Genomic DNA, 24,046 nt, shown 5'->3' with positions numbered 1-24,046 from the left:
CGACCGTGCTGACATTGTGAAATCGCCGAAAATCGACGAAAAATTACGCCCGAAGAGCACGATCACGCATCGGTCGCGGCAGGCGTGTGCTGGCGGCGGCGTTCGGCCGCGGCTACCGTAGGGGAGTGGACAAAACGCACGTCACGGCCGAGTTTTCCGGCGCGGACCCGAACCAGGGTGCGGCGCGCTCGACCTGGCAGCGGATGACACCACCGCTGATCACCGCCGGTCTCGGCATCGGCACGCTGGCCCTGCTGCATTTCCGTGACCCGCACGTCGAGGGTTCCTACGGCCTGTGCCCGGTCTACGCGCTGTTCGGGGTGTACTGCCCCGGCTGCGGCGGCATGCGCGCGATGCACAACCTCACCGATGGCAACATCATCGACTCGCTGCACAGCAATCTGCTCGCCGTGCCGCTGACCATCGCGTTCGCGGTCTTCGTCACCGACTGGATCGTGCGCGCCCGCCGCGGACAACGGTGGCGCCTGCCCGGCCTCAGCCCGGCGATCGTGTGGTCCTTCTTCGGCCTGCTCGCCGTCTATACCGTCCTGCGCAATACGCCGTGGGGCACCTGGCTCACCCCCGTCTGATGCTGGTGCGCGCGATGATCGGCAGGCAGTCTGGAGAGATGGGCGATTCATTGAAGGACCGAGTCCGGCAGAAGTTGTTGCGTCAGCTCAACGAAGACGGCCCCGATCCCGAGCAGGACGACGCCCGCGCCATCTCGGTGGCCGCCGACCTCGAGGCACTGGAGATGGTGTCCGACGACGATCCACTGATCGAGGAACTGGCCCAGCGCTACCTGGTGTTCTGATGGGCTTGTCCGCCCAGCGGCGGTAGCTGCGGCAGCGGCTTGGTTCCGAGCCAGATCGCGAACAGCCCACGCATCGGCGCCACGCTGTAATGACCGGCCAGGTCGACGAACTCCTCGGTGGTAACAGAGGAGTGCCGGAACCGCGCGGTCCACTCCCTGATCAGTTCGAAGAACAGGTGATCGCGCAGTTCCAGCCGCAGCGCGTGCAGCGTGAGCGCCCCGCGCTTGTAGACCCGGTCGTCGAACATGTCCTTGGGTCCGGGATCGCCGACGATGATGTCCTGCGGCTGACGCGCCAGGTTCGCGCGCGCGGCGCGAGCCAGCTGATCGGCGGTCGGCCCACCGGAGGCTTCCGACCAGATCCACTCCGCGTAACAGGCGAAGCCTTCGTGCAGCCAGATATCGCGCCACTGCTTCAGGGTGAGGCTGTTGCCGTACCACTGGTGCGCCAGTTCGTGTGCGACAAGACGTTCCGCGCCGCGCTTGCCATCGCAGTGGTTGGCGCCGAAGATCGACATGCCCTGCGCCTCGATCGGGATGTCGAGATCGTCATCGGTGACGACCACGGTGTAATCGTCGAACGGGTACGGCCCGAACTTCTCGGTGAACAGCGCCATCATCTCGGGCTGCCGGGCGAAATCGTGGTCGAAGTTCACCCGCAACCGCGGCGGGACGACAGCGTGCATCGGCACCGGTTCGCCGACGGCCCCGACCCGGTACTTGCGGTAGTTGCCGATCTGGATCGTCGCCAGATAGCTCGCCATCGGCTCGGCCATCTCGTACACCCAGGTCGTCTGGCTGGCCTTGGCTTGCTTGCCGACCAGGGTGCCGTTCGCCACGGCATAGAACGGGCTGTCGGTGGTGATCGAAATCCGGTAGGTCGCCTTGGAACTCGGGTGGTCGTCGCACGGGAACCAGGAGGCCGCACCGTTGGGCTGGCTCGCGACCAGCGCGCCCTCGGTGAGCTCCTCCCAGCCGACCTCGCCCCACAGACCGCGCACCGGTTTGGGGGTGCCCGCGTAATGGACGGTGATCTCGAGGACGCCACCGGCGGGGATCTTCTGCTGCGGCGTGACCGCGAGCTTGCCCTGCTGATGGACGAATTTCGCCGCCTTCAACCCGCTGACGAGCACCTTCGACACCGTCAGCCCCTGGGACATGTCGAGGGTGAACCACGGCCGCACCCCAGTGGTGACCGCGATGACCACCGCGCGCCCGGCGAGCCGGTTGCTGGCCGGTTTGTAGCTCAGCTCCAGCTCGTAGCGGGACACGCGGTAGCCGCGATTGCCGTTCTGCGGCAGGTACGTATCGATCGGATCCTCGTAGAACTTGCTCCGCATCAGGCGGCTCCGCGCTGCCTCGACTCCCGCGTCGAGGCGGGATCGGTCCAGTGCGAGATGGGGTTTCCCCACCAGCGAGTCGACGGCGGGACCACGTCACCGCGCATCACGAGTGACGCCGGTCCGATGGTGGCGCCCGCCCCGATGTGGGCGGCGGGCAGGGCGACGCAGTGCGGGCCGAGGGTGGCGCCGGCGTCGAGTGTCACTGTGTCCATGGACATGATGCGGTCGTGGAACAGGTGCGTTTGCACCACGCAGCCGCGCTCCACGGTCGCGCCGTCACCGAGTGTCACCAGGTCCGCCTCCGGTAGCCAATAGGACTCGCACCATACCCCGCGGCCGATCTTGGCACCGAGTCCGCGCAGCCACAGATTCATCACCGGAGTACCCGTGGCGGCCCGCGCGAACCACGGTGCCGCGACGGTCTCGACGAACGCGTCGGAGACCTCGTTGCGCCACACGAACGAGCTCCACAGCGGGTACTCGACGGCGTGAATTCGCCCGACTATCAACCACTTGGCGGCCACGGCGATGGCACCGGCGAACGCGCCCGCGGCCATCAGCACCAGCCCGGAGACGAGTGCGGCGACCAGGTAATCGGTGTGCTGGGCGATCAGCGCGAGCACGAGCAGCACGCCGAGGCCGATGGCGAAGGTCACCATCACCGGGATCAACCGGCAGGTCTCCACGAAGGCGCGGGCCAGCTTCAACCGCAGCGGCGGATCGAACGTGCGTGAGGTGTCGCTGGATTCGGTCGCGCGACGCAGCCGCACCGGCGGGCTACCCAGCCAGGACGAGCCCGCCTTGGCCTTGTTCGGCGCGGCAGAGAGCACGGCCACCAGGCCGTTCTTCGGCACGCGACGGCCGGGTGCGGTCATGCCAGAATTGCCGAGGAAGGCGCGCTTGCCGACCTTGGATTCGCCGATGCGCAGCCAGCCGCCGCCGAGTTCGTAGCTGCCGATCATGGTGTCGTCGGCCAGGAACGCGCCGTCGGAGATCACGGTGAACTTGGGCAGCATCAGCACGGTCGACGCCTCGACGTTCTTGCCGATCTTCGCGCCGAGCAACCGCAGCCAGACCGGGGTGAGCAGGCTGGCGTAGAGCGGGAACAGGAAGGTGCGCGCGGAGTCGAGCAGGCGTTCGGTGGCCCACACCTGCCAGCCGGTCCGGCTGCGCACGGGGTGGTAGCCCTCGCGCAAACCGATGCTGAGCAGGCGCACCGCGAGCACGGTGGCCACGGCGTACGCGCCGAGACTGAGCAGTGTGGCGAGCGGCAGGATGGCGAAACCGCGCAGGGCGGCGGCGCCGATGGTGGTCTCCTCGCGGACCCACCAGGCGATGAACGTGCCACCGACGGCGAGGCCGAACACGGGCATCGCGGCCAGCACCATCGACGACAGGCCGAAGACGATCAGCCAGTGCCTGGCCCGTTCGGGGGAGTGGTCGGGCCAGCGGCGCGGTGCCTTACCGGTCTTGGTGGCAGGCGAGCCCGCCCATTCCTGTTCGCCCTTGACCTTGCCCGATACGGCCGAACCAGGGGCGATCTCGGCCTTCTTGCCGATCTTGGTGCCGGGCAGCAGGATCGAGCGGGCGCCGATCACCGCGCCGTCACCGATGGTGATGCCGCCGATGTGCACGATGTCGCCGTCGACCCAGTAGCCGGACAGGTCCACTTCGGGTTCGACGCTGGCGCCGTCGCCGAGCTCGAGCATGCCGGTGACCGGGGGCAGGCTGTGCAGGTCGACACCCTTGCCGATCTTGGCGCCCAGCGCCCGCGCGAACGGAACCATCAGCGGTGCGCCGGAAAGACTTTCGGCACCACTGGCTTCGGAGAGACGTACGGCTGCCCACAGCCTCAAATGCACCGACGAGCCACGGGGGTAGGAACCGGGACGCAACCCGGCGAGCAGGATTCGGGCACCGGCCACACAGATCGTCATCCGGCCGATCGGCGAGATGAACAGCACGAAGGCCAGCAGGATCCACCACCACGACAGGCGCGGCAACCACGGCAGCGAACCCGACCAGCCTGCGATGCCGGACACGACGGTCAGCCAGGTGACCCACTGCAATCCGGTGAGGGTGGTCAACGGAATCGTGGCGAGCACCTGGGTGATCTGCGCGCGCAACGGTGTCGGCTTCACGACACGCACGTCCACGGCCGCCACCGGCGCGCTGCCGTCCAGGAGTTCGACCAGCGAACCGAGGCGCGGGTGGTCGTAGAGATCGGCGACGGTGACGTGCGGGTACCGCTCACGCAACGCGCCCACGAGCTGCGCCGCCGACAGCGAACCGCCGCCCAGATCGAAGAATTCCGCATCGAGATCGGTGGCTTCGGCGCCGAGGATCGCGTCCCACAGGCTCGCCACCCAGGCCGCCGTACCCGACAGGCCGGTCTCGGCTGATTCGTCGGTGCTCGGCAGCGGCCACGGCAGTGCGTCGCGGTCGACCTTGCCGGAGGTGCGGGTCGGCAGATCGGCGACGATCGCCAGACGCGGTACCAGGGGCGCCGGAAGTTGTTCGGCCAGAATCTCTCTGGCCTTCTTCACGTCGAAGTCGGGACCGGCGCCGGTGAGATAGCCGACGAGAATCTTGTTGCCCGCCTTGGTGGTCCGGATCGCGGCGGCCGCACCGCTGACACCGGGCAGGTGCTGAAGCGCGTTGTCGAGCTCGCCGAGTTCGATGCGGCGGCCGCCGATCTTGATCTGGTCGTCGGCGCGACCGAGGAAGATCAGGCCCTGGTAGTCGTTGCGCACCAGGTCGCCACTGCGATACGCGCGTTCCCAACCGAGCGAGGGCAGCGGTGCGTACTTCTCGGCGTCCTTGGCGGGATCGAGGTAGCGGGCCAGGCCGACACCACCGATCACGAGCTCGCCGGTCTCGCCTTCGGCCACCGGGTTGCCCTGCGGGTCGACGACGGTCAGATCCCAGCCGTCGAGGGGAAGGCCGATACGAACGGGCATCTCGCCGGTGAGCAGCGCGGCGCAGGCGACGACAGTTGCCTCGGTGGGGCCGTAGGTGTTCCACACTTCGCGGTCGGCACCGGCCAGCCGTTCGGCCAGCTCCGGGGGCACAGCTTCGCCGCCGAAGATCAGCAGCCGCACCGATTCCAGTGCTTCGGCGGGCCAGGTCGCGGCCAGTGTCGGCACCGTGGACACGATGCTGATCTCGCGGCGCATCAGCCACGGGCCGAGATCGGCGCCGGTGCGCACCAGGTCGCGCGGGGCGGGGACCAGGCAGGCGCCGTTGCGCCAGGCCAGCCACATCTCCTCGCAGGAGGCGTCGAAGGCCACCGACAGCCCGGCCAGCACACGGTCGCCGGGGCCGATCGGGGCGCGCTGCAGGAACAGGCGGGCCTCGGCGTCGACGAAGGCGGCGGCATTGCGATGGGTTACCGCAACACCTTTGGGGGTGCCGGTGGAGCCGGAGGTGAAGATGATCCACGCGTCGTCGGCGGGGGTGGGCAGGGTGTTCCAGTCGTGGTCGCCCGCGGCGGTGGTGGCCGACTCGATGCCGTCGCCGGTGGCGATCGCGCTCACCCTGGCCTCGCCGAAGACGAGCTTGGCTCGCTCCTCCGGGTCGTCGGCATCGACGGGTACGTAGGCGGCGCCGCAGTAGAGCACGGCCAGAATCGTCACGTACAGCGCGGCGGAGCCCGACGGCATCCGCACGCCGACCCGGTCGCCCGGTCGCACGCCCGCGTCGGTGAGCTCGGCCATCCTGGCCTCGATCGCGGCGATCAGTTCCATATAGCTGAGCACGACAATGCCGTCGTCGATCGCCGGTGCGTCGGGATGTGCGAGGGCGGTGCTGGTCAGGATGTCGACCAGGGTGCGCGGCGGCGCGGCGAGGTCCGCGCGCAGCAGTGGGTCGCGCAGGACCGCCGGTACCGCAGTGTGTGGCTCGAGCATCGTGCTCAGTCCACCTCTCATCGGTTGACCCCCATCGGTGGTATCTGTTGTTTCATGAGCGGGTTACCGGGGGGCAAACAGGATGGTCACCAGATGCCAACGGTACTCGGTGCGGGTGTTGCCGGACGGCAGCGCGGGGCGTGCCGTCGGCGCTGTTCACGACGGCGATTCCGGCAATTCACCGAGAGCGGTGACGGCCAGCCGGTGCAGCGTCCGTTGTTCGTCTTCGTCGAGGCGTCCCAGCACCCGCGCGGTGGCCTCGGCGATCAGCTTGTCGGTGCGTTTGCACTGCTTGCGCCCGGCCTCGGTGATCCGCAGCCGGTACTTGCGGCGATCCTTGCCGTCGCGGGTGCGTTCGACCAGGTCGGCGCGTTCCAGCGCATCGATCAGGCGGACGACTTCACTGCGGTCGATGCCGAGCGCGTCGCCCACTTTCTTCTGCGTCAGGTCGGCGTTTTCGGAGATGAAGGTGAGCACCCAGTGATCGCGCAACGGAACGTCGATCTCGGCGTGCAGCGCCTTGGTGAGCCGTCCGAGCGCGTACACCGGGTAGCGCGGCAGGCCGCGGACGGAGTTCGTGTTCGTGGACATGAGAGGGAACTCTAGCAAATAGTGGAGAAACCCAATCATTTAGGTACTCCATCATGGGGTGCCCAGATGGTTGAGAAATGGGTGTGAGCAGGCAACTCGGGGCAATTATTGTCAGGGATATCCGACGACGTTGCGGGCGCGGCGATTACGTGCCGCGAGGTAGGCCTGGGTTCGGCGCACGACCTGGGCGTGAGCGTTCGATTCGGGGTCGAGCTCGGCGAGGTCGAACGAAACCTTGCCACCGTGGTCGTGATGGATGACCAGCGAATCGTCGAGCACCCGGTAGATCGCGCGCACCTCGCCATCGGCCCAGGCCGCCACGTACCGCACCGCCACGGCCCGGTGCAGTGCGAGCCGCCAGTACTTGCTGGTGCGTTCGCGCAAGCGTTCGGCGCCGATGTCCGGGTACCAGCTCGGATCTACGGATTCTGCCCAGCGGTCTGCCGCGCTCAGATCGACCCACAGGATCTCGCCGTCGCCGACCTGCTGACCCGCACGGGTCACCCGGCGCGACGGCGGTCGGCGCGATGGTTTGGCGCGTGTGCCGATGACGGTGACGGCGGGCGTACCGGGCAGTCTCGTGGCGGGGTCGACCGGCAGGTAGTCGGGGTTGTCCTCGCGGACGAAGCCGAGTGCGCGGTCGAAGGCAGACAGGCCGGGCGCGGGGGCGCAGCCGTCCAGGCACAGCAGGGTGCGGCCCAGCGCGAAAACGCGGTCCGCCGTGATCGAACCCAGTTTCTCCTCGTCGAACGCGCGCGTGAGTACCTGCGCGGGAACCACCACGATCGAGGTATCCGAGGGGCTGGTGTGCTCGGCGCAGCGGGTGAGGTGGCCGACGTGAGCCGACTCGGACTCGGCATAGAACAGGTAGTACGCGGTCGCGCCGAAATGTGTTGCGGCGTCACGGAGATCGGACCGTTGCGCGGCGGGTAGGGCCGCCGCTTTGATCGGCTCGCCGCGCCTGGCTCGCTTGGCCTGGATGAGCAACCGCACCTCACCGGCACCGGACGGTTCCTGCACGCTGTAGATGAAATCCGCGCCGACCCCGCGCCTGCCGCGAGCCCGGTTGCCACCTTCCTCCGGCCTGGTCAGCAGCCGCAGCCCGCCCGCGCCGCTCACCTGCGTCGCCGAGCCCCACGACGTGCACCGCCGCGGCGGCGCGCAATCGGGGCACGGCGCGTCGATGCGGTAGTCGACGCCGGTGAGGTGGCCGAGCAGGATCTCGGTGAACGTCTCCTCCTGCCACGGAAACAGCCGCGCGCCCAGATGTTGCAGCCGGTACACGCTCTGACAGCTCAGCCGCCGCGCCGCGATCGGGTCGACGAAGATCTCGGCCGGGAACTCAGACATCGAGCGGGATCTCGATCGTCGGGCGCAATGCCTCCAGCTGCGTGACATACGCGCTGAGCACCCGCTCGTACAGGTCGTCGACCTTGGCGTGGCGCACGGTGATCACCATCGAGTAGCGGATCGGCTGCGCGGTCGCGGTGGGGTGGCCCGATTCCCTCGCGTTGTGGTGGATGTCGAAGACGGGGTTGCGCAGGCTGTTGACGCGCTTGCTGCGCTCGGCATGCAGGACGGTGTCCCATTTGCGGGAGTCGCGGCGCAGCACGGCCTCGGGGTCGAGCTCGGTCGCGCGGAAGAACGGGGCCGAATCGGGGTGGATTCTGGTCGGTTCGGCGAATTTCTCGTCGTGCGGGCGGAAGGTGACGTCGAGTCCGCTGCGGGTGTAGCTGCCGGGGTCGGCGGGGTCGACCTGGGTGGCATAGACGAGGGTGGCGCGAATTCTGACCATGCCGGCGGGTAGTGCCGCGGGCAGCGGGATCTGGGCGCGCAGATACTTCGCCGGGGTGAGTTCGCCCTGGTAGAGGACCCGCGCTTCGCCGTCGCCGCAGAGGACCATGTCGGCCAGGGTAGCGGCGATGCGACCGTGTCCGGAATCGGAATCCGGTGAGCTGGTGCGCCTTTCGGCGGTGTGGACGAGCAGGGCTTTCAGATCGAGCGCACCGAGCTTCGGGCCGAACAGGGTGCGAGCGCCCAGTGCGGCGCGCAAAGCCATCGGTGCGGCGAAGCTCGTGCCGGAGTCGGGAACGGCGGTGCCGTCGGGGCCGACCACGTGGAACGGCTCGTGATCGCTGCCGCCGAAGGCGAGTAGATCGGGTTTCACCGTGCCGGGGGAGCGGCCGGGGCCGATCGCGGAGTACGGCGCGCGGTTCCAAAGGGCGCCGACCCGATCCGAAGAACCGATCGCGAGCGCGTTGACGCTGTCGGCCGGAACCTGCACGCGCGCATTGCCACTGGGCTTGTCGGCTTCGCCGTTGTTGCCGACGGCGATGGTGGCCAGCGTGGTGCCGTCGCTGAGGTAGTCGTCCCAGAACGCGGTCCAGGCGTGCACTTCGTCGTCCTCGATGGGGAGTTCGGGGCCGATGCTGACATTGACGAACTCGTACTTGCGCTGGCGCAGCACGGTATCGATGCGCTCGATGGCCGAGTACAGCTCGCACTGGTCGTCGTCGGTGTCCTCGTCGAGGACCTGGTAGTGGTCGATGTAGCCGTAGGGGACCGGGACCGGCTGGACCGGGTCGACGCTGCCGAACAGCAGGGCGGAGGTGACCCGGTGGCCGTGGTCGAGGTAGTTGCGGTGGGGTGCGGCGCTGTCGGCGAAGGTGTGGGCGTCGACCCAGCGGGTCAGTGGGGTTTCGGCGGGGATGCCGCCGTCGAACACCGCGATGGTGAGTTCCCGGTCGGTGGGTTCGGCTGTGGGCAGGATCGGGCGGAAGGTGGAAGTCCTTGTTCTGGTGGCGGTGTCGCGGCCGAGCTGGGTGCGCATGCGCGGCATGCGGCGGATCACCCTGGTGAACGAGTAGTCGGCGAGCGCGGCGATGGCGGCGTGGGTTCCGGTGACGGGGACGAAGGCGAGGCCGCCGTTGTCGAGCCTGCGGTCGATCGCCACGTCGAGATCGAGGTCGCGGGAGAAGTCGAGCAGACCCTGCAGGGCGATGTCGCGATCGGAGTGCAGGACCAATTCGGCGACCGTCTCCGAATTGTCCGGGGCCGCGGCGAGTCTCAGCCGGTCATGGGGGTTGTTGAGGCGGAACTCCGCCAGGCTGACGATGCCGTTCTCGGCGCCGCCCAGCGGTGCGTCGGCGCTGATCCGCGCGGTGAGCAGCTGTAGGTTGACGCGGGTCGTAGCCAGGAACAGCAGGGTGCTCGCCCGTGGCTTACCGTGCTCCGGTGCGATCGCCACCGGCCTGCTGCCGAGCGGATCGAGCTGCATCGACGTGAGAAGCCTTGTGGGATAACCGCTTTTGGACAGATACTGCGGATGCAGGGTGACCGCGGTGACCGTCTCGTCCTCCGGGCAGGCCGTCTTGGGCAATGCGTCGGCACTCGAGGTGGCCGCGCTCAGCATCGGCGCGAGTCGGGCCCGCGCCTGCGCCACCGTGTACGGCGGCTGCGGCGCGCCGCCGGATCTGCTGGGAGAGATGGGCGCGGTCAGCCGCTCACCGAAGCCGATCAGAAATCGCGGTCCGGCCACCCGAAATCCCCCCAGCTGCCACGTTATTCCCGTCGATGCGTGAAGCCACGGATGGTGTCGCGCGACACCCCCGTGAGCGCGCTGATCTGGCGCTGAGACAAGCCTGACACGCCCGTCAGCGTCTGTGCCAGCCGTAACCGATCCGTTTTGGGAAGTTCAGCTACTAGTCGTGCGGAGTGCTCGGCCATCAGGCCGGGCAGTAGCTGGTCCTCGAGCACGCAACGCCTGCGCAATCGCAGCATCGTGCGCTCGATGTCGTTGAACGACAAGCCCTTCGACGCGAGCGCGACCGCGTCCACCGCGCCGTCGGGCAGGGGTTGCCCGGCGAACCGGCGAATCGCCTCGCAGCGTTGCTCGGCCTCGGGCAGCGCGAATTCCACGCTCACATCGAAGCGCCGCCACACGGCCGGATCCAGCAGGTCGGCATGGTTGGTCGCGCCGATGACCAGGCCCCCGCCGGTCGGCCAGTCGTCGATCTGCTGGAGCAGCACGGTGACCAGTCGCTTCAGCTCGCCCACGTCGCGGTCGTCGTCGCGACGTTTGGCGATGGCGTCGAGCTCGTCGAGCAACAGGACGCACGGGCGCTGTTTGGCGTAGTCGATGGCGTGGCGCAGGTTGGTGCCGGTCTTGCCGAGCAGGCTGCTCATGATGGTCGCCAAGTCCAGGACCACCAGCGGCAGCGACAGCTGATGTGCCAGCCACGCCGCGGCCATGGTCTTGCCGACACCGGGCGGACCCACGAACAGCAAGCTGCGGGCCGGGGTGAGATCGGCGGCGGCCAGCCGGTCGGCCTGCTTGCGCTCGTCGACGATCTGGGTGAGCACGGCGTAGGTTTCTGCGGCCAGGATCGGCACTTCGGCGGTGGAACCGGGCGGGATCACGCGCACCAGGGGCAGTCGGCTGTCGCCGTCGACCGGAATCGGCGTATCCACCTCCGCGCGTAGGGGATTGGCGCGCGTCGGGTTCTGCCGCAGCAGTGAGATCAGCGCGTCGGCCAGCTCGGGACTCGCATGCCGGTGTCGCCGCGCGGCGCGGCGCACGAACATCGCGACATCCTGTTCACGCCCGGCGAGCGCCAACCTGGCCAGGTGGACGAATTCGTCGGGTAGATCGGCGCTCACGTCCGCCGAAGTGGAGCTCAAGGCGTGTGACATGGTCTTCTTCCGATCATATGCGTGGACTATTTTCGCTTCACTCGATCGTACGGCGTCCATCACGGGCAAAGTTCACCCCTTGTGTACCGGTTTGACATCGGACCCCACCCGCAGCGCCACATTGATCTGCCGAGCCCTCAGCGCAGCAATTCCCTTCGTCGGATGCTAGTTCCGCGATGCCCCCTCTTCGGCGATTCCCTTCGCTTCGGGCGTGCCTTCCCGGCGTGGGGTGGTTGACAGCTCCCGCGGTCGTCTGTCACTCTCGTTGCAGGTCACGAGTACCAGCGTTCAGCCCCGGCTTGCTGGTCGGCAACCCTCCTCCGCGGTGGGGTGCTCCGGGTGACGACCAGGCCGACGTCCGAATTGGGCGCGGCAAGCGCGGACTCACCTCTTCTGGAGCGGGTCCCTGAGCCGACGGGATTTCGTCATGACTGCTGTAATCGACCCCACCTGTGCCATCGCCGCCGTTTCCGGTGCCGACCTGCAGGTTCCGCTCGTTCAAGGCGGCACCAGCTCCTACGCCAACTTCGACTACGCGGCCAGTGCGCCGGCGTTGAAGCAGGTCACCGACCGGATTTCGCAGTTGCTGCCGTTCTACGCCAGCGTGCATCGGGGTGCGGGCTACGCCTCGCGGATCTCGACCGAGTGCTACGAGGCCTCCCGTGGCGCGGTCGCCCGGTTCCTCGACGCCGACGACGACCAGGTCGTCGTATTCACCCGCAACACCACCGATTCGCTGAACCTGCTGGCCGGGTGCGTGCCGGGGGAGACGGTGGTCCTCGATATCGAGCACCACGCCAACTTCCTGCCGTGGACCGAGCACGGTCGCCGGGTCGTGCGGGCCGCCGACACCGTCGAGGAGACGATTCAGCGGGTCGTCGCCGAGCTGTGCAGCAAGCCCGCCGCGCTGCTCGCGGTGACCGGGGCATCCAATGTCACCGGTGAGGTGCTGCCGCTGGAACGCCTCGCGACCATCGCCCACCTGTGTGGTGCGCGCATCCTCGTCGATGCCGCACAGCTGGCGCCGCACCGGCGGATCTCCCTGCGCGAGAGCGGGATCGACTACCTCGCGTTCTCCGGGCACAAGCTGTACGCGCCGTTCGGTTCGGGCGTGCTCGTCGGTCGGCGGGACTGGCTCGACCAGGGTGAGCCGTACCTGGCAGGCGGCGGTGCGGTGCGCAATGTCGGTGTGTCGGAGGTCGAATGGGCTTGCGCGCCGCAGCGGCACGAGGCAGGTTCACCGAATGTGCTCGGCGCGGCTGCTATCGCCGCTGCCTGCGACGCGCTCGCCGCGATCGACCCCACCGAACTCGTTGCCCACGAACGCTTTCTGGCCGACCGTCTCCGCGACGGTTTGTCCGCGATTCCCGGCGTCGACCTGGTCAGCATCTGGTCCGACAGCCCCGACTGTGTCGGCATCGTCGCCTTCACCGTCGCCGACTACGCCCCCGGCAAGGTCGCCGCCTACCTCTCCGCCGAACACGCCATCGGCGTCCGCGACGGCCGCTTCTGCGCCCACCCGCTGCTCACCAGCCTCGGCCTCGACGCCGCCCTCCGAGCCAGCATCGGCCTCGGCACCACCGCCGCCGACGTAGACCGCCTGATCGAAGCGGTCTCCACCTTGGTCACCACCGGCCCCACCTGGACCTACGCCGCCACCGACGGCCACTGGAACCCCACCCCCGAAACCCGCCCCCTCACCGCCTCTTCCCCCGAAGGCGCGGCCCCCTGCCTGATCGGCTGAACAGTAGCTTTGAACGATGTCGGTTGAGAAACAGCTGTGGGAGATTCGCCTAGGCGTAATCGCTTCCGAGTCCGAGGCACGTGCCGTCATCGATCAGATCGAGCGACTGCTGTGCCCCGACCCGGACCACACTCCTCCCTGTCCGATCCCGTGGAGCGTCAGCATCGCGGCGGGGGAGGACTTGGCCGCGGAAGCTCGGGAAGCATACGAGGACGTGGTGGAGCAGTACCGAATCGAATCCGGCGCGAGCTGAGGCGATCCCGGCTATCGCTCCCGGCTCGAAAAGATGCCGGTCACACGAAACTCGCTTATGGAGAAGGGCTTCCGATCAGGCGCGAGGGACGTCAGGTCTCAGTCGAGGTCAGCGTCGAGGGCGTCCCAGGTGATGGTGACATCGAGCGGATCGGTGATCGCGATCGCGGTGGGGTTGTGGGAGCGGAAACGGGTTTCGGTGGAGATGTAGGCGCCTGCGGTATTGAGGCGGAGGATCTCGATGGACTTCACGCGGCCGTCGTTGTTCTCCATCCGGACGATCCAGTACTGCTCGATACCAAGGCGTGCGTATTCCGCTCGTTTATCCACACAATCGGCGGTAACCGTCGCCGGTGATACCACTTCGACGACCAGAAGCGTGTCGCCTGCTGTCGGTTTGGTTTTCCACTTGTCGCGGGGGTCTTCGACGCAGCGATACACGATGGCGTCGGGGCGCCGGAAGTTGAACGGAACCTCGGAGACCAGCATGTCCAGTTCGCCGCCGGCCTTCAGACAAGGTTGCCCAGTGCCGCGTTTCCGGATCGCTTCCCGCAAGGACTGTTTGATCACGTCGGCTATGGCGATGTGATTCGGCGAGGGTGAGTCGCAGTGCACCAGTAGGCCGTCTTTGACCTCGATCACCCGAGAGAGGTCTTCCGGCATCGCCAAGTATGTGTCCAGGTCGATGCCCGGGACACCGGCGCGCAACCACGACCAGTCGTATGCCTCGCTCACCGGACCAACACTAGCTGTAGCAGGCCATCCATCGGCTGACGTAGACGATCGGATCAGGTGTCGAGTGGGGTGGGGCGGTGGTATTTGCCGTTGTAGTACAGCAATGGGGCTGCTGAGGGGGATTCTTCGGTTTGGTCGTGGACTCGGGTTACCAGGCCTACCGCGAGGGTGTGGTCGCCCAGGTCGATGAGTTTGTGGAGGGTGGTTCGGAGCCAGATGGGGGTGCCGTGCAGGACCGGTTCGCCGGTGTCGAGGGTGGTCCAGAGGGAGCGGTCGGTGAAGCGGTCGGCGGCGGTGCGGGAGAAGCGGTGGGCCAGGTGTTGCTGGTGTTCGCCCAGGAAATGGATCACCACCGAGTCCGCGGCGCGCAGGGCGTAGATGCTCGACGACGTGTGCGCGATGTTGAACGACACCAGCGGTGGTTCCAATGACAGCGAGGCGAACGACGTGGCGGTGAACCCCACCGGCCCGCTCTCCGCCCCGAGCGTCACCACTGTGACGCCCGCCGGATAGTGGCGCATCGAAGCCCGATACTGCTCAGCCGTGATCCCGCTCAGATCATCGGGAATCACCAGTCCGGTCTCAGAAGGTTGCACATCGCCCACCGCCCCAACTTACGCCCGCCCGGCGTGTGTTCTCACGCCCACTGTGTCCGTTTGATCCAACTCACCCGCAGCATGTATTGACGTAATGATTGCGTCAATACATCATTGGAGGATGCTGTTTCCTACACCGAAGCTGTCGTCGGCCGACGAAGCGGTGCTCGCCGAGGTCGAAAGGATGCGCGAGTCCCTGCGGTATGAACTGCAGAGTGTTCCGACGGTCTGGGTGGGCGGGCTGCGGAAGTTCTTGACCGCCGACGCGGTGTCGGCATCGAACTCGATCGAGGGATTCAAGGTCTCGACGGTTGATGTGGAGGACCTCCTCGCCGGCGAGCGTGATGTGGAGGTCTCGGACGAGAACCGTGCTGAGACCTCGGCGTATGCACGGATGATGACCTATATCCAGACGCTTCACGACGTCGACGACTTCGAGTACAGCGCGGGTTTTCTCAATTCCCTGCACTGGATGTTGCAAGGGCATCGGCACTCACCGCGCAAGCCCGCGGGTCAGTGGCGCCGAGGCCCGGTCTACGTCACCGATGCCCGCGACCCGAGCATCGCCGCCTACACGGCGCCTGATGTCGAGCTGGTTCCTCGGCTCATGCGAGAGCTCGTCGATTGGCTGAACGCGTCCTCGGCGGCGCATCCGCTGGTGGCAGCCGCGATGGCGCACCTGCATCTGGTGTCGATTCATCCCTGGGCCGATGGCAACGGCCGGATGTCGCGATCGCTGCAGACGCTGATGATCGCGCGTGAAGGTGTGATCGCACCCGAGTTCTCCTCGATCGAAGCGTGGCTCGGGCGCCCGGGCAATACCTGGGAGTACTACCAGGTGCTCGGCAGGCGGGGGAGTGTGTACCGGCCTGACCAGGATGTCTCCGAATGGATCCGCTTCAGTCTGACTGCTTATCACCAGCAGGCGCAGACCGTGCACGCGCGAGTCGAGCGTTCGCGGCGTGTGTGGGACGGGGCATCGGACTACTTGAGCGCGACGGGTTCCGATGAACGCATCGTGTCAGCGCTGCACGATGTGGCCATGTCGGGCCGTGTGCGCCGGACCCGGTACGAGCAGGCGGAAGGGCTCAATACGCAACAGGCACAACGCGACCTCCGTGAGATGGTGCGCCGTGAGGTGCTTGTTCCAGTGGGTCGCACTCGTGCTAGGTACTACGCGGCAGGTCCCCGGTTTCCGGATGGTGTACTCGAGACCGCCCGTACCCCAGCGCCATTGGTCTACCCCTATGCCGAGCACGCATAGCCTCAGTCGATCTCGATAGGTAGGCCTGCGGTGATGCGGACGAGTTCGCGGAAGTTGGTGCGGAACACCGTGTTCGGGTGACCTCCGGCTGCCCAGACTTCGGGGTGGGCGGCCAGGGCGGTGTCTACCCAGGTGGGGAGGTTGGTGGGGTGGCCGAGGGGGGCTGTGCCGTCGATGGGTTGGCCGGTGATGCGTTCGGCCAGGGCGGTGGGGGCTGGGGTGAGGGTGCCGTCGAGGCGTTTGCCGGTGCGGGCCAGGTCGACGTGGTGGTGGTCGGCTACCAGGAGCAGGACGGGGTCGTTGTCGAGGAGGAAGACCTGGGCGGTGAGGATCGCCGTGGGTTGGGCGCCCATGGCGCGGGCGGCATCGGCCGCGGTGGGGGTCGGCGTCTCGGGGCAGACGATGACGCCGTGGTGCCCGCGGGCGATGAGAGTTTCCGCGACCCGGCATGCGACCGGCGGCAATGACGACCTGCGCATGTCATCCAGAGTAGGTCGATTGCGGGAAATATGCTGTGTTACTTGGAGTTCTGGCGAACTCGAGTTCGCGGCCCCGCCGGTCGGAGTCGATCAGGCACCGTTGCTTGCTTCTTCGTCGCCTACGCAACGGCGCCTGATCGACGGGACGGCCGCGAACCGCCGCTGCGCGGCGCCCCTCCTCGAGGTCGGGGGTGCGGGGTTGAGTGAGTTGGCACGGTGGCAATAATCAGGGCATGAGTGAATGGAAAGCCTTTACCGTCGAGATCGCCGACAACGTTGCCCAGGTCACGCTGACCGGGCCGGGTAAGGGCAATGCGATGGGACCCGATTTCTGGCGCGAGCTGCCGGAAGTCTTCGCCGAGCTCGACGCGGACCCGCAGGTGCGGGCCGTGGTCCTCACAGGGGCGGGCAAGCACTTCTCGTTCGGTCTCGACCTGGCCGCGACCGCGGGAATGCTGGCGCCGGTGCTGGCCGACGACGCGAAGGCGGGGCCGCGCACGGAGTTCCTCAAGGAGGTCCGCCGGATGCAGGCCTCGGTGACGGCGCTGGCCGAGTGCACCAAGCCTGTGATCGCGGCGGTGTCCGGTTGGTGCATCGGCGGTGGGCTCGACCTGATCGCGGCCGCCGATATTCGGCTGGCCAGTGCCGATGCCAAGTTCAGCCTGCGCGAGGCGAAGGTGGCGATCGTCGCCGATATCGGTTCGCTGCAGCGGCTGCCCGGCATCATCGGCGAGGGCAATCTGCGTGAGCTGGCCTTCACCGCCAAGGACATCGACGCGGTGCGCGCCGAGCGGATGGGTCTGGTGAACGAGGTGTTCGCCGATCAGGAGGCCGTGCTGGCCGCCGCGCACGCGATGGCCCGCGAGATCGCGGACAACCCCCCGCTGGTGGTACAGGGCATCAAGGACGTGCTCGAGCAGCGGACCAGCCCGGCGGTGGCCGACGGCCTGCGTTATGTGTCGACGTGGAACGCGGCGTTCCTGCCGTCGAAGGACCTTCCCGAGGCGATTTCGGCGGTGTTCCAGAAGCGCGCGCCGGAGTTCAAGGGCGAGTAAAGGCAGTTCAAACGGTTGCCCCGGCGACCGTTCTGCCTACATACTTGCATCACACAACTAATTGATTGATGCAAGTAAAGGTAAAAGTGTTGAGTGAGAGTGAGCCCTCGATCGACGCGATCGCGATCCAGCTCGTGCGACTGCACCGGCTTCGCGATCGGGCGATGGCCCAGATCAAGGACCGCTCGGGGATCGACCCGGCGGGGTTCGTCGTGCTGTTCCGGCTGGTGTGTGACGGACCGATGCGCTCGGGTGCGCTCGCCGAGGCGGTGAATTCGGACGCGTCGACGGTGAGCAGGCAGGTCGCGCAGCTGGTGGAGCGCGGCCTGGTGGTACGCGCCGCCGACCCCGACGACGGGCGAGCAACGGTGCTCGAGGTGACCGACCACGGGCGCGAGACCGCCGATCGGATCCGGTCACGGCGCCGGAACTCCGTCGCCATCATCACCGAGAACTGGTCGCCCGACGATCGCGCGCTCTTCGCCGGGCTGCTGACGCGGTTCGTCGACGACTACGACGCGGCCCGCCCGGTCCTGCTGACCCAGCCGCCCGCACTGAGCACTACGGAGAACGTTTCGTGACGACAACCGCGGCCCCGGTGGAATCGCCGGCCGGCTTCACCCATCGCCAAATCCTGACCATCCTGTCCGGGCTGATGCTCGGCATGCTGCTGGCCTCACTCGATCAGACGATCGTGTCGACCTCCATCCGCACCATCGCCGACGACCTCGACGGCTATTCGCTGCAGGCCTGGGCAACCACGGCCTACCTGATCACCGCCACGATCAGTACGCCGCTCTACGGCAAACTCTCGGACATGTTCGGCCGAAAGCCGTTCTTCCTGACCGCGATCGGGCTGTTCATCGTCGGTTCGCTGCTGTGCACACTGGCCACGTCGATGTATCAGCTGGCCGCGTTCCGGGCGTTCCAGGGCCTGGGCGCGGGCGGGCTGATGTCGCTGGCGCTGGCCATCATGGGCGACATCATCGGACCCCGTGAGCGTGCTCGCTACCAGGGCTATTTCCTTGCGGTGTTCGGCATTTCGAGCGTGCTCGGGCCGGTACTCGGCGGTCTGCTGGCCGGGCAGGAAACCATCTTCGGCATCACCGGCTGGCGCTGGGTGTTCCTGGTGAACGTGCCGCTGGGGCTGCTCGCGCTGGTGGTGGTGACCCGGGTACTGAACCTGCCGCGTAAGCCACACGCCACCCATCGCATCGACTTCGCGGGCGCGATGGTGCTCGCGATCGGACTGGTTCCGCTGCTGATCGTGGCCGAACAGGGTCGCGAATGGGGCTGGAGCAGTACGTATTCGGTGATCTGTTACGCGATCGGCGCGCTCGGCCTGATCGGGTTCGTCGCGGTGGAGAAGTTCATGGGCGACGCCGCGTTGATCCCGCTGCGGATCTTCAGCAACGTGACGTTCGCACTCGGTGTGGTGATCTCGTTCGTCGTCGGTGCGGCGATGTTCGGCGGCATGCTGCTGCTGCCGCAGTACCTGCAGGTAGTGCGCGGTGCCGGGCCGACCGAGGCTGGCCTGCAGATGCTTCCGATGGTGCTCGGGCTGATGACCGGTTCGATCCTCTCGGGTCGGCTGATCTCGAAAACCGGCCGCTACCGGGCCTTCCCGGTGATCGGCGCGATCATGCTGACGCTCGGGTTGTTCCTGCTGCATCTGCTCGGCGCCGACAGCCCGCTGTGGCTGGCGATGGCGTTCATGGCGGTCACCGGCTTCGGCCTCGGCAATCTCATGCAGCCGCTGACCTTGGCGTTGCAGAACGCGTTGCCGCCCAAGGACATGGGTGTGTCCACCGCGTCGGCGACCTTCTTCCGCCAGATCGGCGGCACCCTCGGCGCGGCGGTGTTCCTGTCGATCCTGTTCTCGCTGCTCACCCCGAACATCACCGCTGAAATGCAGCGGTCGGCCGCGGACCCCACTTACCAGCAGGCCGTGATCGAGGGTGCGCAGAGCAGCAATCCGGCCGATGCCGCGCTCGCCAAGGGTCTGCTCGCACACGACACTTCGGCGGCGGGCAAGGTGCTGCAGGACAGCTCGATCATCCAGCAGCTCGACCCCGACCTGGCCAAGCCCTTCCAGGTGGGCTTCGCCGAGTCGATGTCGACGGTGTTCCTCGTCGCGGCGGGCGTCGCGCTGATCGCACTGCTGCTGGTGCTGTTCTGGAAGGAAGTCCCGCTGCGCATGTCGGGCGGGATCCAGGCCGACGGCGATGCCAAGGCCGCCGAAGGGGTTGGTGCGCTGGTCGACACCGCCGCGCAGTCCAGTGTTCTCGCAGACGATCGGCGTGGCGCGGATGTGGGTGCTCGCCCGGGGTCGGGCGCGCCACCGGCATGATCATCAGGTGAGTCGATTCGGCAGCGGCGGGGTCCGGCGGCGGTTACGTCGTCTGCCCGCCGCTGTCGGCTATCTGGGGATCGGCGGGCTGACCGGGATCGCGTCGTTGTTCGCGGTGGTCGCACTGGCGATCGTCGCGGCGGTGAGCCTGATCGGGATCGGGATTCCCGCCCTGCCGGAGGCGGTCAAATTGATCCGGCCGCTGCTGGGACTCGAGCGGCGCAGGGCGGGCAAACGGCTCGGTACGTCGATCGTGCCCGCCTATCAGCCGTTGACCGGCGACCTGCGTCATCAGCTCGCGACGCTGGCCGCCGATCCGGCGAATCGGCGCGATCTCGCCTGGCTGGTACTGCACGCGATCATCGGATTGCCACTGGCCGCGCTGGCGGTGGCGCTGCCGCTGAGCGCGGTGCAGCATCTCGCCGTTGCCGGCTACTGGGGTGCGGTGGCCGACGGCACTGTGTCGAGCAGCGGCATCGTGATCGATTCGTGGACCGCCGCCGTGGTGAGCGCGGTGGTCGGCATCGTCTACGGCGCACTCGCGTTGCGTGCGCCTGAGGCGGCGAACGCGCAGGCCCGGCTGGCGCAGGCGTTGCTCGCACCGGACGAGAACGCGCTGCTGGCCGATCGGGTTGTCGAACTGACCGCGACCAGGGCCGCCGCGCTGGACGCCCACGGTGCCGAACTGCGCCGCATCGAACGCGATCTGCACGATGGTGCCCAAGCCAGAATCGCGGCGGTGATCATGCAACTCGGGCTCGCCGAGCAATTGCGCGACCGTGATCGCGATGCCGCCGACCGGATGGTGCGCACCGCACAGGACACGGCTTCGGCGGCCCTGGCCGAACTGCGCGATGTGGTGCGAAGTGTCTACCCGCCGGTGCTCTCGGATCGGGGCCTGAACAGCGCCGTTTCCGCGCTGGCCGCGCGCAGTCCGATCCCGTGTGTGCTCGAGACGAACGGCATCACCCGGCGGCCGATGGCGGTGGAGGCCGCCGCCTATTTCGTGATCGCCGAGGCCATCGCCAACGCGACCAAACACTCCGGCGCCGAATCGCTGTCGATCGAACTGGGCGGGGCGCCCGATCTGCTCACCGTCGAGATCCGCGACGACGGCGTGGGTGGAGCGCGGGTGACCGATGGCGGCGGTCTCGCTGGCACCCGGCGCAGGGCCGAGGCGCTCGACGGGCAGATGACGCTGAGCAGCCCCGCCGGTGGGCCTACTGTGGTGCGGGTGGAGTTGCCGTGCGGGTCGTAATCGCCGAGGACGACGCCCTCCTGCGGGAAGGCCTCGCCCTGCTGTTGAAGACGGCCGGGATCGACGTGGTCGCCGCCGTCGACAATGCCGACGACTTCCTCGCCGTCGTCACCGCCGACCGGCCCGACGTGGTGGTGGTCGACGTGCGGCTCCCGCCCACCTTCACCGACGACGGCCTGCGCGCCGCGGTGCGCGCCAGGACCGTCCACCCGGGGCTGCCGGTGCTCGTCCTGTCCTCCTACGTGGAGGACAGTTACGCCTCCGAACTGCTCGGCGACGGTCGCGGTGGCGTCGGGTACCTGCTCAAGGAACGGGTCGGCAAGGTCGACCGGTTTCTCGAATCCCTGCACCGCGTCGCCGCCGGTGGCACCGCGATGGACCCGGAAGTGATCGCACAACTGCTGGTGCGCCGCAAGGTCGACGATCCGCTGTCCACGCTGACCGCCCGCGAACGCGAAGTGCTCGCGCTGATGGCCGAAGGACAGGACAACTCCGCCATCGCGGCACGCCTTGTCGTCACCGAAGGCGCTGTGCTCAAACACATTCGCAGTATTTTCGCCAAGCTCGGGCTCGCCGCCGACGAATCGGGGCACCGCCGGGTCCTCGCCGTACTGGCATACCTGGACTCGCGGCCCGGACCGTCCTGATAGATCAGGTCGGTCTCACGACGCACACACGACGGTGTCGAAGGCCCGCTCGACAACCTTCGCCTTGTCCTCGCTGGTCGGCAGCTCGTTCACGGTGATGGTCACCGCGACGCCGTCGGCGGTGACACCGGTACGGGTGTCGAAACCGGGGATGCTGCCGCCGTGGGCGACGGTCTTCTTGCCGCACGAGGTGGTCTGCTCGACGAGGCCCAAACCGTAACCAGCCGAGGGCATTCGGTCGAAGGGCACTGTCTGGCGCATCTGTTCGAGTTGGGCGGCGGGCAGCAGCTTTCCTTCCAGTAAGGCGATGAAGAAGCGGTTCAGGTCCGAGCCGGTGGCGATCATCGCGCCCGCGGTATCGCCCCATGAAGGGTCGAACTCGGTGAAATCGACACGGGCACCATCGATTTCCTGGTACCCGCGCGGGTGTGGCGCACGCATGCCGATGTCGCCGGAAGCGGGGAAGTAGGTATCGCGCAAGCCGAGTGGTTCGATGATCCTGGTGGTGATCTCGGTGGCGGCCGGGCGGCCGGTGACCTGATCGATCAGCATGCCGAGCAGGATGTAGTTGGTGTTGGTGTAGACCGAGCGGGCGCCGGGTTCGTGTCGCGGCGGCATCGTCATCGCGATGCGGACCAGTTCGGCGGGCGAATAGTGGCGCAGGCGGATGAGTTCCGGATCGGGTTCGATCTGCTGCGTGCCGGGGTCGGCGCGCAGGCTGGGATCGCCACCGGCCACGTAGTCCGGTAGGCCGCTGGTGTGCTGGAGTAGTTGCCGCACGGTGATGCGGTTGCCGTCGTTGCCGCTGCCCTGCACGACTCCGGGCAGGTACCGCTCGACGGGAGCATCGAGCTCGACCTTGCCCTCGGCGACCAATTGCAGGACCACGGTCGCGACGAAACTCTTGGTATTGCTGCCGATTCGGACGTGCCCGTTGTCGGGTATCGGTGCGCCGGTGTCGATATCACCGACCCCGGCGGTAATGATCCGTTCACCGGCCGCGGTGGTGATCACGGCCTGGGCACCGGGGAATCCCGCCTGCACCACCGCTTCGAGCGCCTGCCGGATCTCGGGCCGATCGGGTTGCGCGGCGGTGGCGCTGTTCCCGGGGCCGCACGCCGTGACGGCCAACAGTGCGAGCAATCCGGTTCCGGCCGCGAAGGCGCGCAGTGACTTGCTCGAAAAAGTGTTGTCGGTCTGCATGATTCGAGCCTAGGAACGGGCGGCTGCGGTGCCTATGCCGCGCGCACCCGAATCGAAGGTGGTGTCAGCACTACCAGGGGTGGGGTAGGTGAAGCGACCAAGGGGAGCGCGAACCTACCCCTAGGGGTGGCTGTTCAAACCCCTGCGCCGCAATAACTTCGAGAGGTCGAAACAACTTCGAGAAGTCGAAACTGCACGCATCAGGAGAAACAGCATGCGCATCAAATCCACTATCGCCGCCGCTGCGCTGGCCGTCGCGACCGTCGCCGGGGTGTCGGCGGTCGGTGCGGGCAGTGCCGCCGCGGCGCCGTACGGCACGTATTACGGCACGTACTACGAGCTCTACCAGTGCCGCGCGGCCGGGGAGGATCCGTACACCGGTGGGTACTACTGGGAGTGCACGGAGACCTGGGACGGCTGGGACCTCTACATCTGGTACTGACAAAAACGGGAAGTCCGAAAACTCTTCGGACTTCCCGTTTTTCGTAGGTCTATCGGCTCAGTGGCCGGATTCCTTCAGCCGGGCGAAGGACTCGTCGATGATCTTCTCGGCCTCGGCGCGGCCCAGCCACTCCGAACCCTCGACGTACTTGCCGGGCTCGAGATCCTTGTAGCGCTCGAAGAAGTGCTTGATCGCCGACAGTTCGAACTCCGAGACGTCGCCCAGGTCCTGGATGTGGTCCCAGCGCGGGTCGCCCGCGGGGACACACAGCACCTTGTCGTCGCCACCGGCCTCGTCGGTCATGCGGTACACGCCGACCGGGCGGGCCTCGACGATCACACCGGGGAACACCGACTCGGGCAGCAGCACCAGCGCGTCCAGCGGGTCGCCGTCTTCGCCGAGGGTGTTCTCGATGAAGCCGTAGTCGGCCGGGTAGCCCATGGAGGTGTACAGGTACCGGTCGAGCTTGACCCGGCCGCTCTCGTGATCGACCTCGTACTTGTTCCGAGAACCCTTGGGAATCTCGATGGTGACGTCGAACTCCACGCCATCTCCTTGCTCGTTCGAGTGCTGGTCTGTGCCGAATCGCCAGATCGTTCTGGGGAACCGTTGCGCAACGAGGATAGTGTGGTGTGCTGGTACACCGGTGCGGCAGGCGGCTGTAGTCGCGCAG

The 24,046-nt window shown here is 67.4% G+C and carries 22 protein-coding genes and 1 riboswitch; of the genes, 11 read left to right on the top strand and 11 right to left on the bottom strand.

The window, feature by feature from the left end; translation table 11 throughout:
* Window positions 1-125: 125 nt before the first annotated feature.
* Complete coding sequence (locus ACFWPK_RS21945) at window positions 126-590, top strand: DUF2752 domain-containing protein (protein WP_378918547.1); 465 nt, start codon at window positions 126-128, stop codon at window positions 588-590.
* A gap of 38 nt (window positions 591-628) precedes the next feature.
* Window positions 629-814 carry a hypothetical protein gene (locus tag ACFWPK_RS21940; protein ID WP_378918545.1) on the top strand — a complete coding sequence of 62 codons (186 nt, stop codon included), beginning with the start codon at window positions 629-631 and terminating at the stop codon, window positions 812-814.
* Here the strand turns inward: ACFWPK_RS21940 and ACFWPK_RS21935 are convergent.
* The 6 genes from ACFWPK_RS21935 to ACFWPK_RS21910 form a co-directional block, all read right to left on the bottom strand.
* The gene (locus ACFWPK_RS21935; protein WP_378918543.1) at window positions 799-2,154 is read right to left on the bottom strand and encodes a M1 family metallopeptidase; all 1,356 of its coding nucleotides are present in this window, start codon (window positions 2,152-2,154) and stop codon (window positions 799-801) included. The genes ACFWPK_RS21940 and ACFWPK_RS21935 overlap by 16 nt on opposite strands.
* Window positions 2,154-6,065 (bottom strand): Pls/PosA family non-ribosomal peptide synthetase, encoded by a 3,912-nt coding sequence (locus ACFWPK_RS21930; protein ID WP_378918541.1) that lies wholly within the window; start codon window positions 6,063-6,065, stop codon window positions 2,154-2,156. Before ACFWPK_RS21930 ends, ACFWPK_RS21935 begins: the two co-directional genes overlap by 1 nt.
* Window positions 6,066-6,221: 156 nt before the next feature.
* The gene (locus ACFWPK_RS21925) at window positions 6,222-6,656 is read right to left on the bottom strand and encodes a MarR family winged helix-turn-helix transcriptional regulator (RefSeq protein WP_378918539.1); all 435 of its coding nucleotides are present in this window, start codon (window positions 6,654-6,656) and stop codon (window positions 6,222-6,224) included.
* A gap of 111 nt (window positions 6,657-6,767) precedes the next feature.
* Window positions 6,768-8,006: a hypothetical protein gene (locus ACFWPK_RS21920; RefSeq protein WP_378918537.1), complete on the bottom strand. Its 1,239-nt coding sequence runs from the start codon at window positions 8,004-8,006 to the stop codon at window positions 6,768-6,770.
* Entirely contained in the window at window positions 7,999-10,194 is a 2,196-nt protein-coding gene (locus ACFWPK_RS21915; protein ID WP_378918535.1) for a S8 family peptidase, read from the bottom strand. The genes ACFWPK_RS21920 and ACFWPK_RS21915 overlap by 8 nt, the downstream gene beginning before the upstream one ends.
* Before the next feature lie 23 nt (window positions 10,195-10,217).
* Window positions 10,218-11,348 (bottom strand): AAA family ATPase, encoded by a 1,131-nt coding sequence (locus ACFWPK_RS21910; RefSeq protein WP_378918533.1) that lies wholly within the window; start codon window positions 11,346-11,348, stop codon window positions 10,218-10,220.
* Between the two features lie 270 nt (window positions 11,349-11,618).
* Window positions 11,619-11,733: riboswitch (SAM riboswitch) on the top strand.
* A 42-nt stretch (window positions 11,734-11,775) separates the two neighbouring features.
* Here ACFWPK_RS21910 and ACFWPK_RS21905 point away from each other — a divergent pair.
* Together ACFWPK_RS21905 and ACFWPK_RS21900 are read left to right on the top strand one after the other, a co-directional pair.
* Complete coding sequence (locus tag ACFWPK_RS21905; RefSeq protein ID WP_378918531.1) at window positions 11,776-13,092, top strand: aminotransferase class V-fold PLP-dependent enzyme; 1,317 nt, start codon at window positions 11,776-11,778, stop codon at window positions 13,090-13,092.
* Between the two features lie 16 nt (window positions 13,093-13,108).
* Window positions 13,109-13,345 carry a hypothetical protein gene (locus ACFWPK_RS21900; RefSeq protein ID WP_378918529.1) on the top strand — a complete coding sequence of 79 codons (237 nt, stop codon included), beginning with the start codon at window positions 13,109-13,111 and terminating at the stop codon, window positions 13,343-13,345.
* Window positions 13,346-13,443: 98 nt separating this feature from the next.
* On the opposite strand, the gene ACFWPK_RS21895 is transcribed toward ACFWPK_RS21900, so the two are convergent.
* Together ACFWPK_RS21895 and ACFWPK_RS21890 are read right to left on the bottom strand one after the other, a co-directional pair.
* Window positions 13,444-14,079: a Uma2 family endonuclease gene (locus ACFWPK_RS21895; RefSeq protein WP_378918527.1), complete on the bottom strand. Its 636-nt coding sequence runs from the start codon at window positions 14,077-14,079 to the stop codon at window positions 13,444-13,446.
* A 53-nt stretch (window positions 14,080-14,132) separates the two neighbouring features.
* Window positions 14,133-14,600 carry a flavin reductase family protein gene (locus ACFWPK_RS21890; RefSeq protein WP_378918647.1) on the bottom strand — a complete coding sequence of 156 codons (468 nt, stop codon included), beginning with the start codon at window positions 14,598-14,600 and terminating at the stop codon, window positions 14,133-14,135.
* Window positions 14,601-14,796: 196 nt separating this feature from the next.
* Between ACFWPK_RS21890 and ACFWPK_RS21885 the strand changes: the two genes are divergently transcribed.
* Window positions 14,797-15,939 carry a Fic family protein gene (locus tag ACFWPK_RS21885; RefSeq protein WP_378918525.1) on the top strand — a complete coding sequence of 381 codons (1,143 nt, stop codon included), beginning with the start codon at window positions 14,797-14,799 and terminating at the stop codon, window positions 15,937-15,939.
* Window positions 15,940-15,941: 2 nt separating this feature from the next.
* On the opposite strand, the gene ACFWPK_RS21880 is transcribed toward ACFWPK_RS21885, so the two are convergent.
* A complete protein-coding gene (locus ACFWPK_RS21880; RefSeq protein WP_378918523.1) occupies window positions 15,942-16,418 on the bottom strand; it encodes a YbaK/EbsC family protein in 477 nt (158 codons plus the stop codon).
* Window positions 16,419-16,651: 233 nt separating this feature from the next.
* Here ACFWPK_RS21880 and ACFWPK_RS21875 point away from each other — a divergent pair, with 233 nt between their 5' ends.
* From ACFWPK_RS21875 to ACFWPK_RS21855, 5 genes are all read left to right on the top strand, one after another.
* Window positions 16,652-17,473, top strand: coding sequence for a crotonase/enoyl-CoA hydratase family protein (locus ACFWPK_RS21875; protein ID WP_378918521.1), 822 nt, complete (start codon window positions 16,652-16,654; stop codon window positions 17,471-17,473).
* Between the two features lie 86 nt (window positions 17,474-17,559).
* Complete coding sequence (locus ACFWPK_RS21870; protein WP_378918519.1) at window positions 17,560-18,054, top strand: MarR family winged helix-turn-helix transcriptional regulator; 495 nt, start codon at window positions 17,560-17,562, stop codon at window positions 18,052-18,054.
* Window positions 18,051-19,823, top strand: coding sequence for an MDR family MFS transporter (locus tag ACFWPK_RS21865; protein ID WP_378918517.1), 1,773 nt, complete (start codon window positions 18,051-18,053; stop codon window positions 19,821-19,823). The genes ACFWPK_RS21870 and ACFWPK_RS21865 overlap by 4 nt, the downstream gene beginning before the upstream one ends.
* Window positions 19,824-19,830: 7 nt before the next feature.
* Window positions 19,831-21,081, top strand: a complete 1,251-nt coding sequence (locus ACFWPK_RS21860) for a sensor histidine kinase (RefSeq protein WP_378918515.1) — start codon at window positions 19,831-19,833, stop codon at window positions 21,079-21,081.
* Window positions 21,069-21,728 (top strand): response regulator, encoded by a 660-nt coding sequence (locus ACFWPK_RS21855; RefSeq protein ID WP_378918513.1) that lies wholly within the window; start codon window positions 21,069-21,071, stop codon window positions 21,726-21,728. The genes ACFWPK_RS21860 and ACFWPK_RS21855 overlap by 13 nt, the downstream gene beginning before the upstream one ends.
* A gap of 15 nt (window positions 21,729-21,743) precedes the next feature.
* Here the strand turns inward: ACFWPK_RS21855 and ACFWPK_RS21850 are convergent, their stop codons facing one another.
* Window positions 21,744-22,931: a serine hydrolase domain-containing protein gene (locus ACFWPK_RS21850; protein ID WP_378918511.1), complete on the bottom strand. Its 1,188-nt coding sequence runs from the start codon at window positions 22,929-22,931 to the stop codon at window positions 21,744-21,746.
* Between the two features lie 214 nt (window positions 22,932-23,145).
* On the opposite strand from ACFWPK_RS21850, the gene ACFWPK_RS21845 reads away from it, so the two are divergent.
* Window positions 23,146-23,373: a hypothetical protein gene (locus ACFWPK_RS21845; RefSeq protein WP_378918509.1), complete on the top strand. Its 228-nt coding sequence runs from the start codon at window positions 23,146-23,148 to the stop codon at window positions 23,371-23,373.
* A gap of 57 nt (window positions 23,374-23,430) precedes the next feature.
* On the opposite strand, the gene ACFWPK_RS21840 is transcribed toward ACFWPK_RS21845, so the two are convergent.
* Window positions 23,431-23,919 carry an inorganic diphosphatase gene (locus ACFWPK_RS21840; protein WP_266297542.1) on the bottom strand — a complete coding sequence of 163 codons (489 nt, stop codon included), beginning with the start codon at window positions 23,917-23,919 and terminating at the stop codon, window positions 23,431-23,433.
* Window positions 23,920-24,046 lie beyond the last annotated feature (127 nt).

The organism is Nocardia sp. NPDC058519 (assembly GCF_042719755.1).
Taxonomy (GTDB): Bacteria; Actinomycetota; Actinomycetes; order Mycobacteriales; family Mycobacteriaceae; genus Nocardia.
Note: the sequence above shows the minus strand (reverse complement) of the source record. Positions and strands in the feature narration are given on the sequence as shown.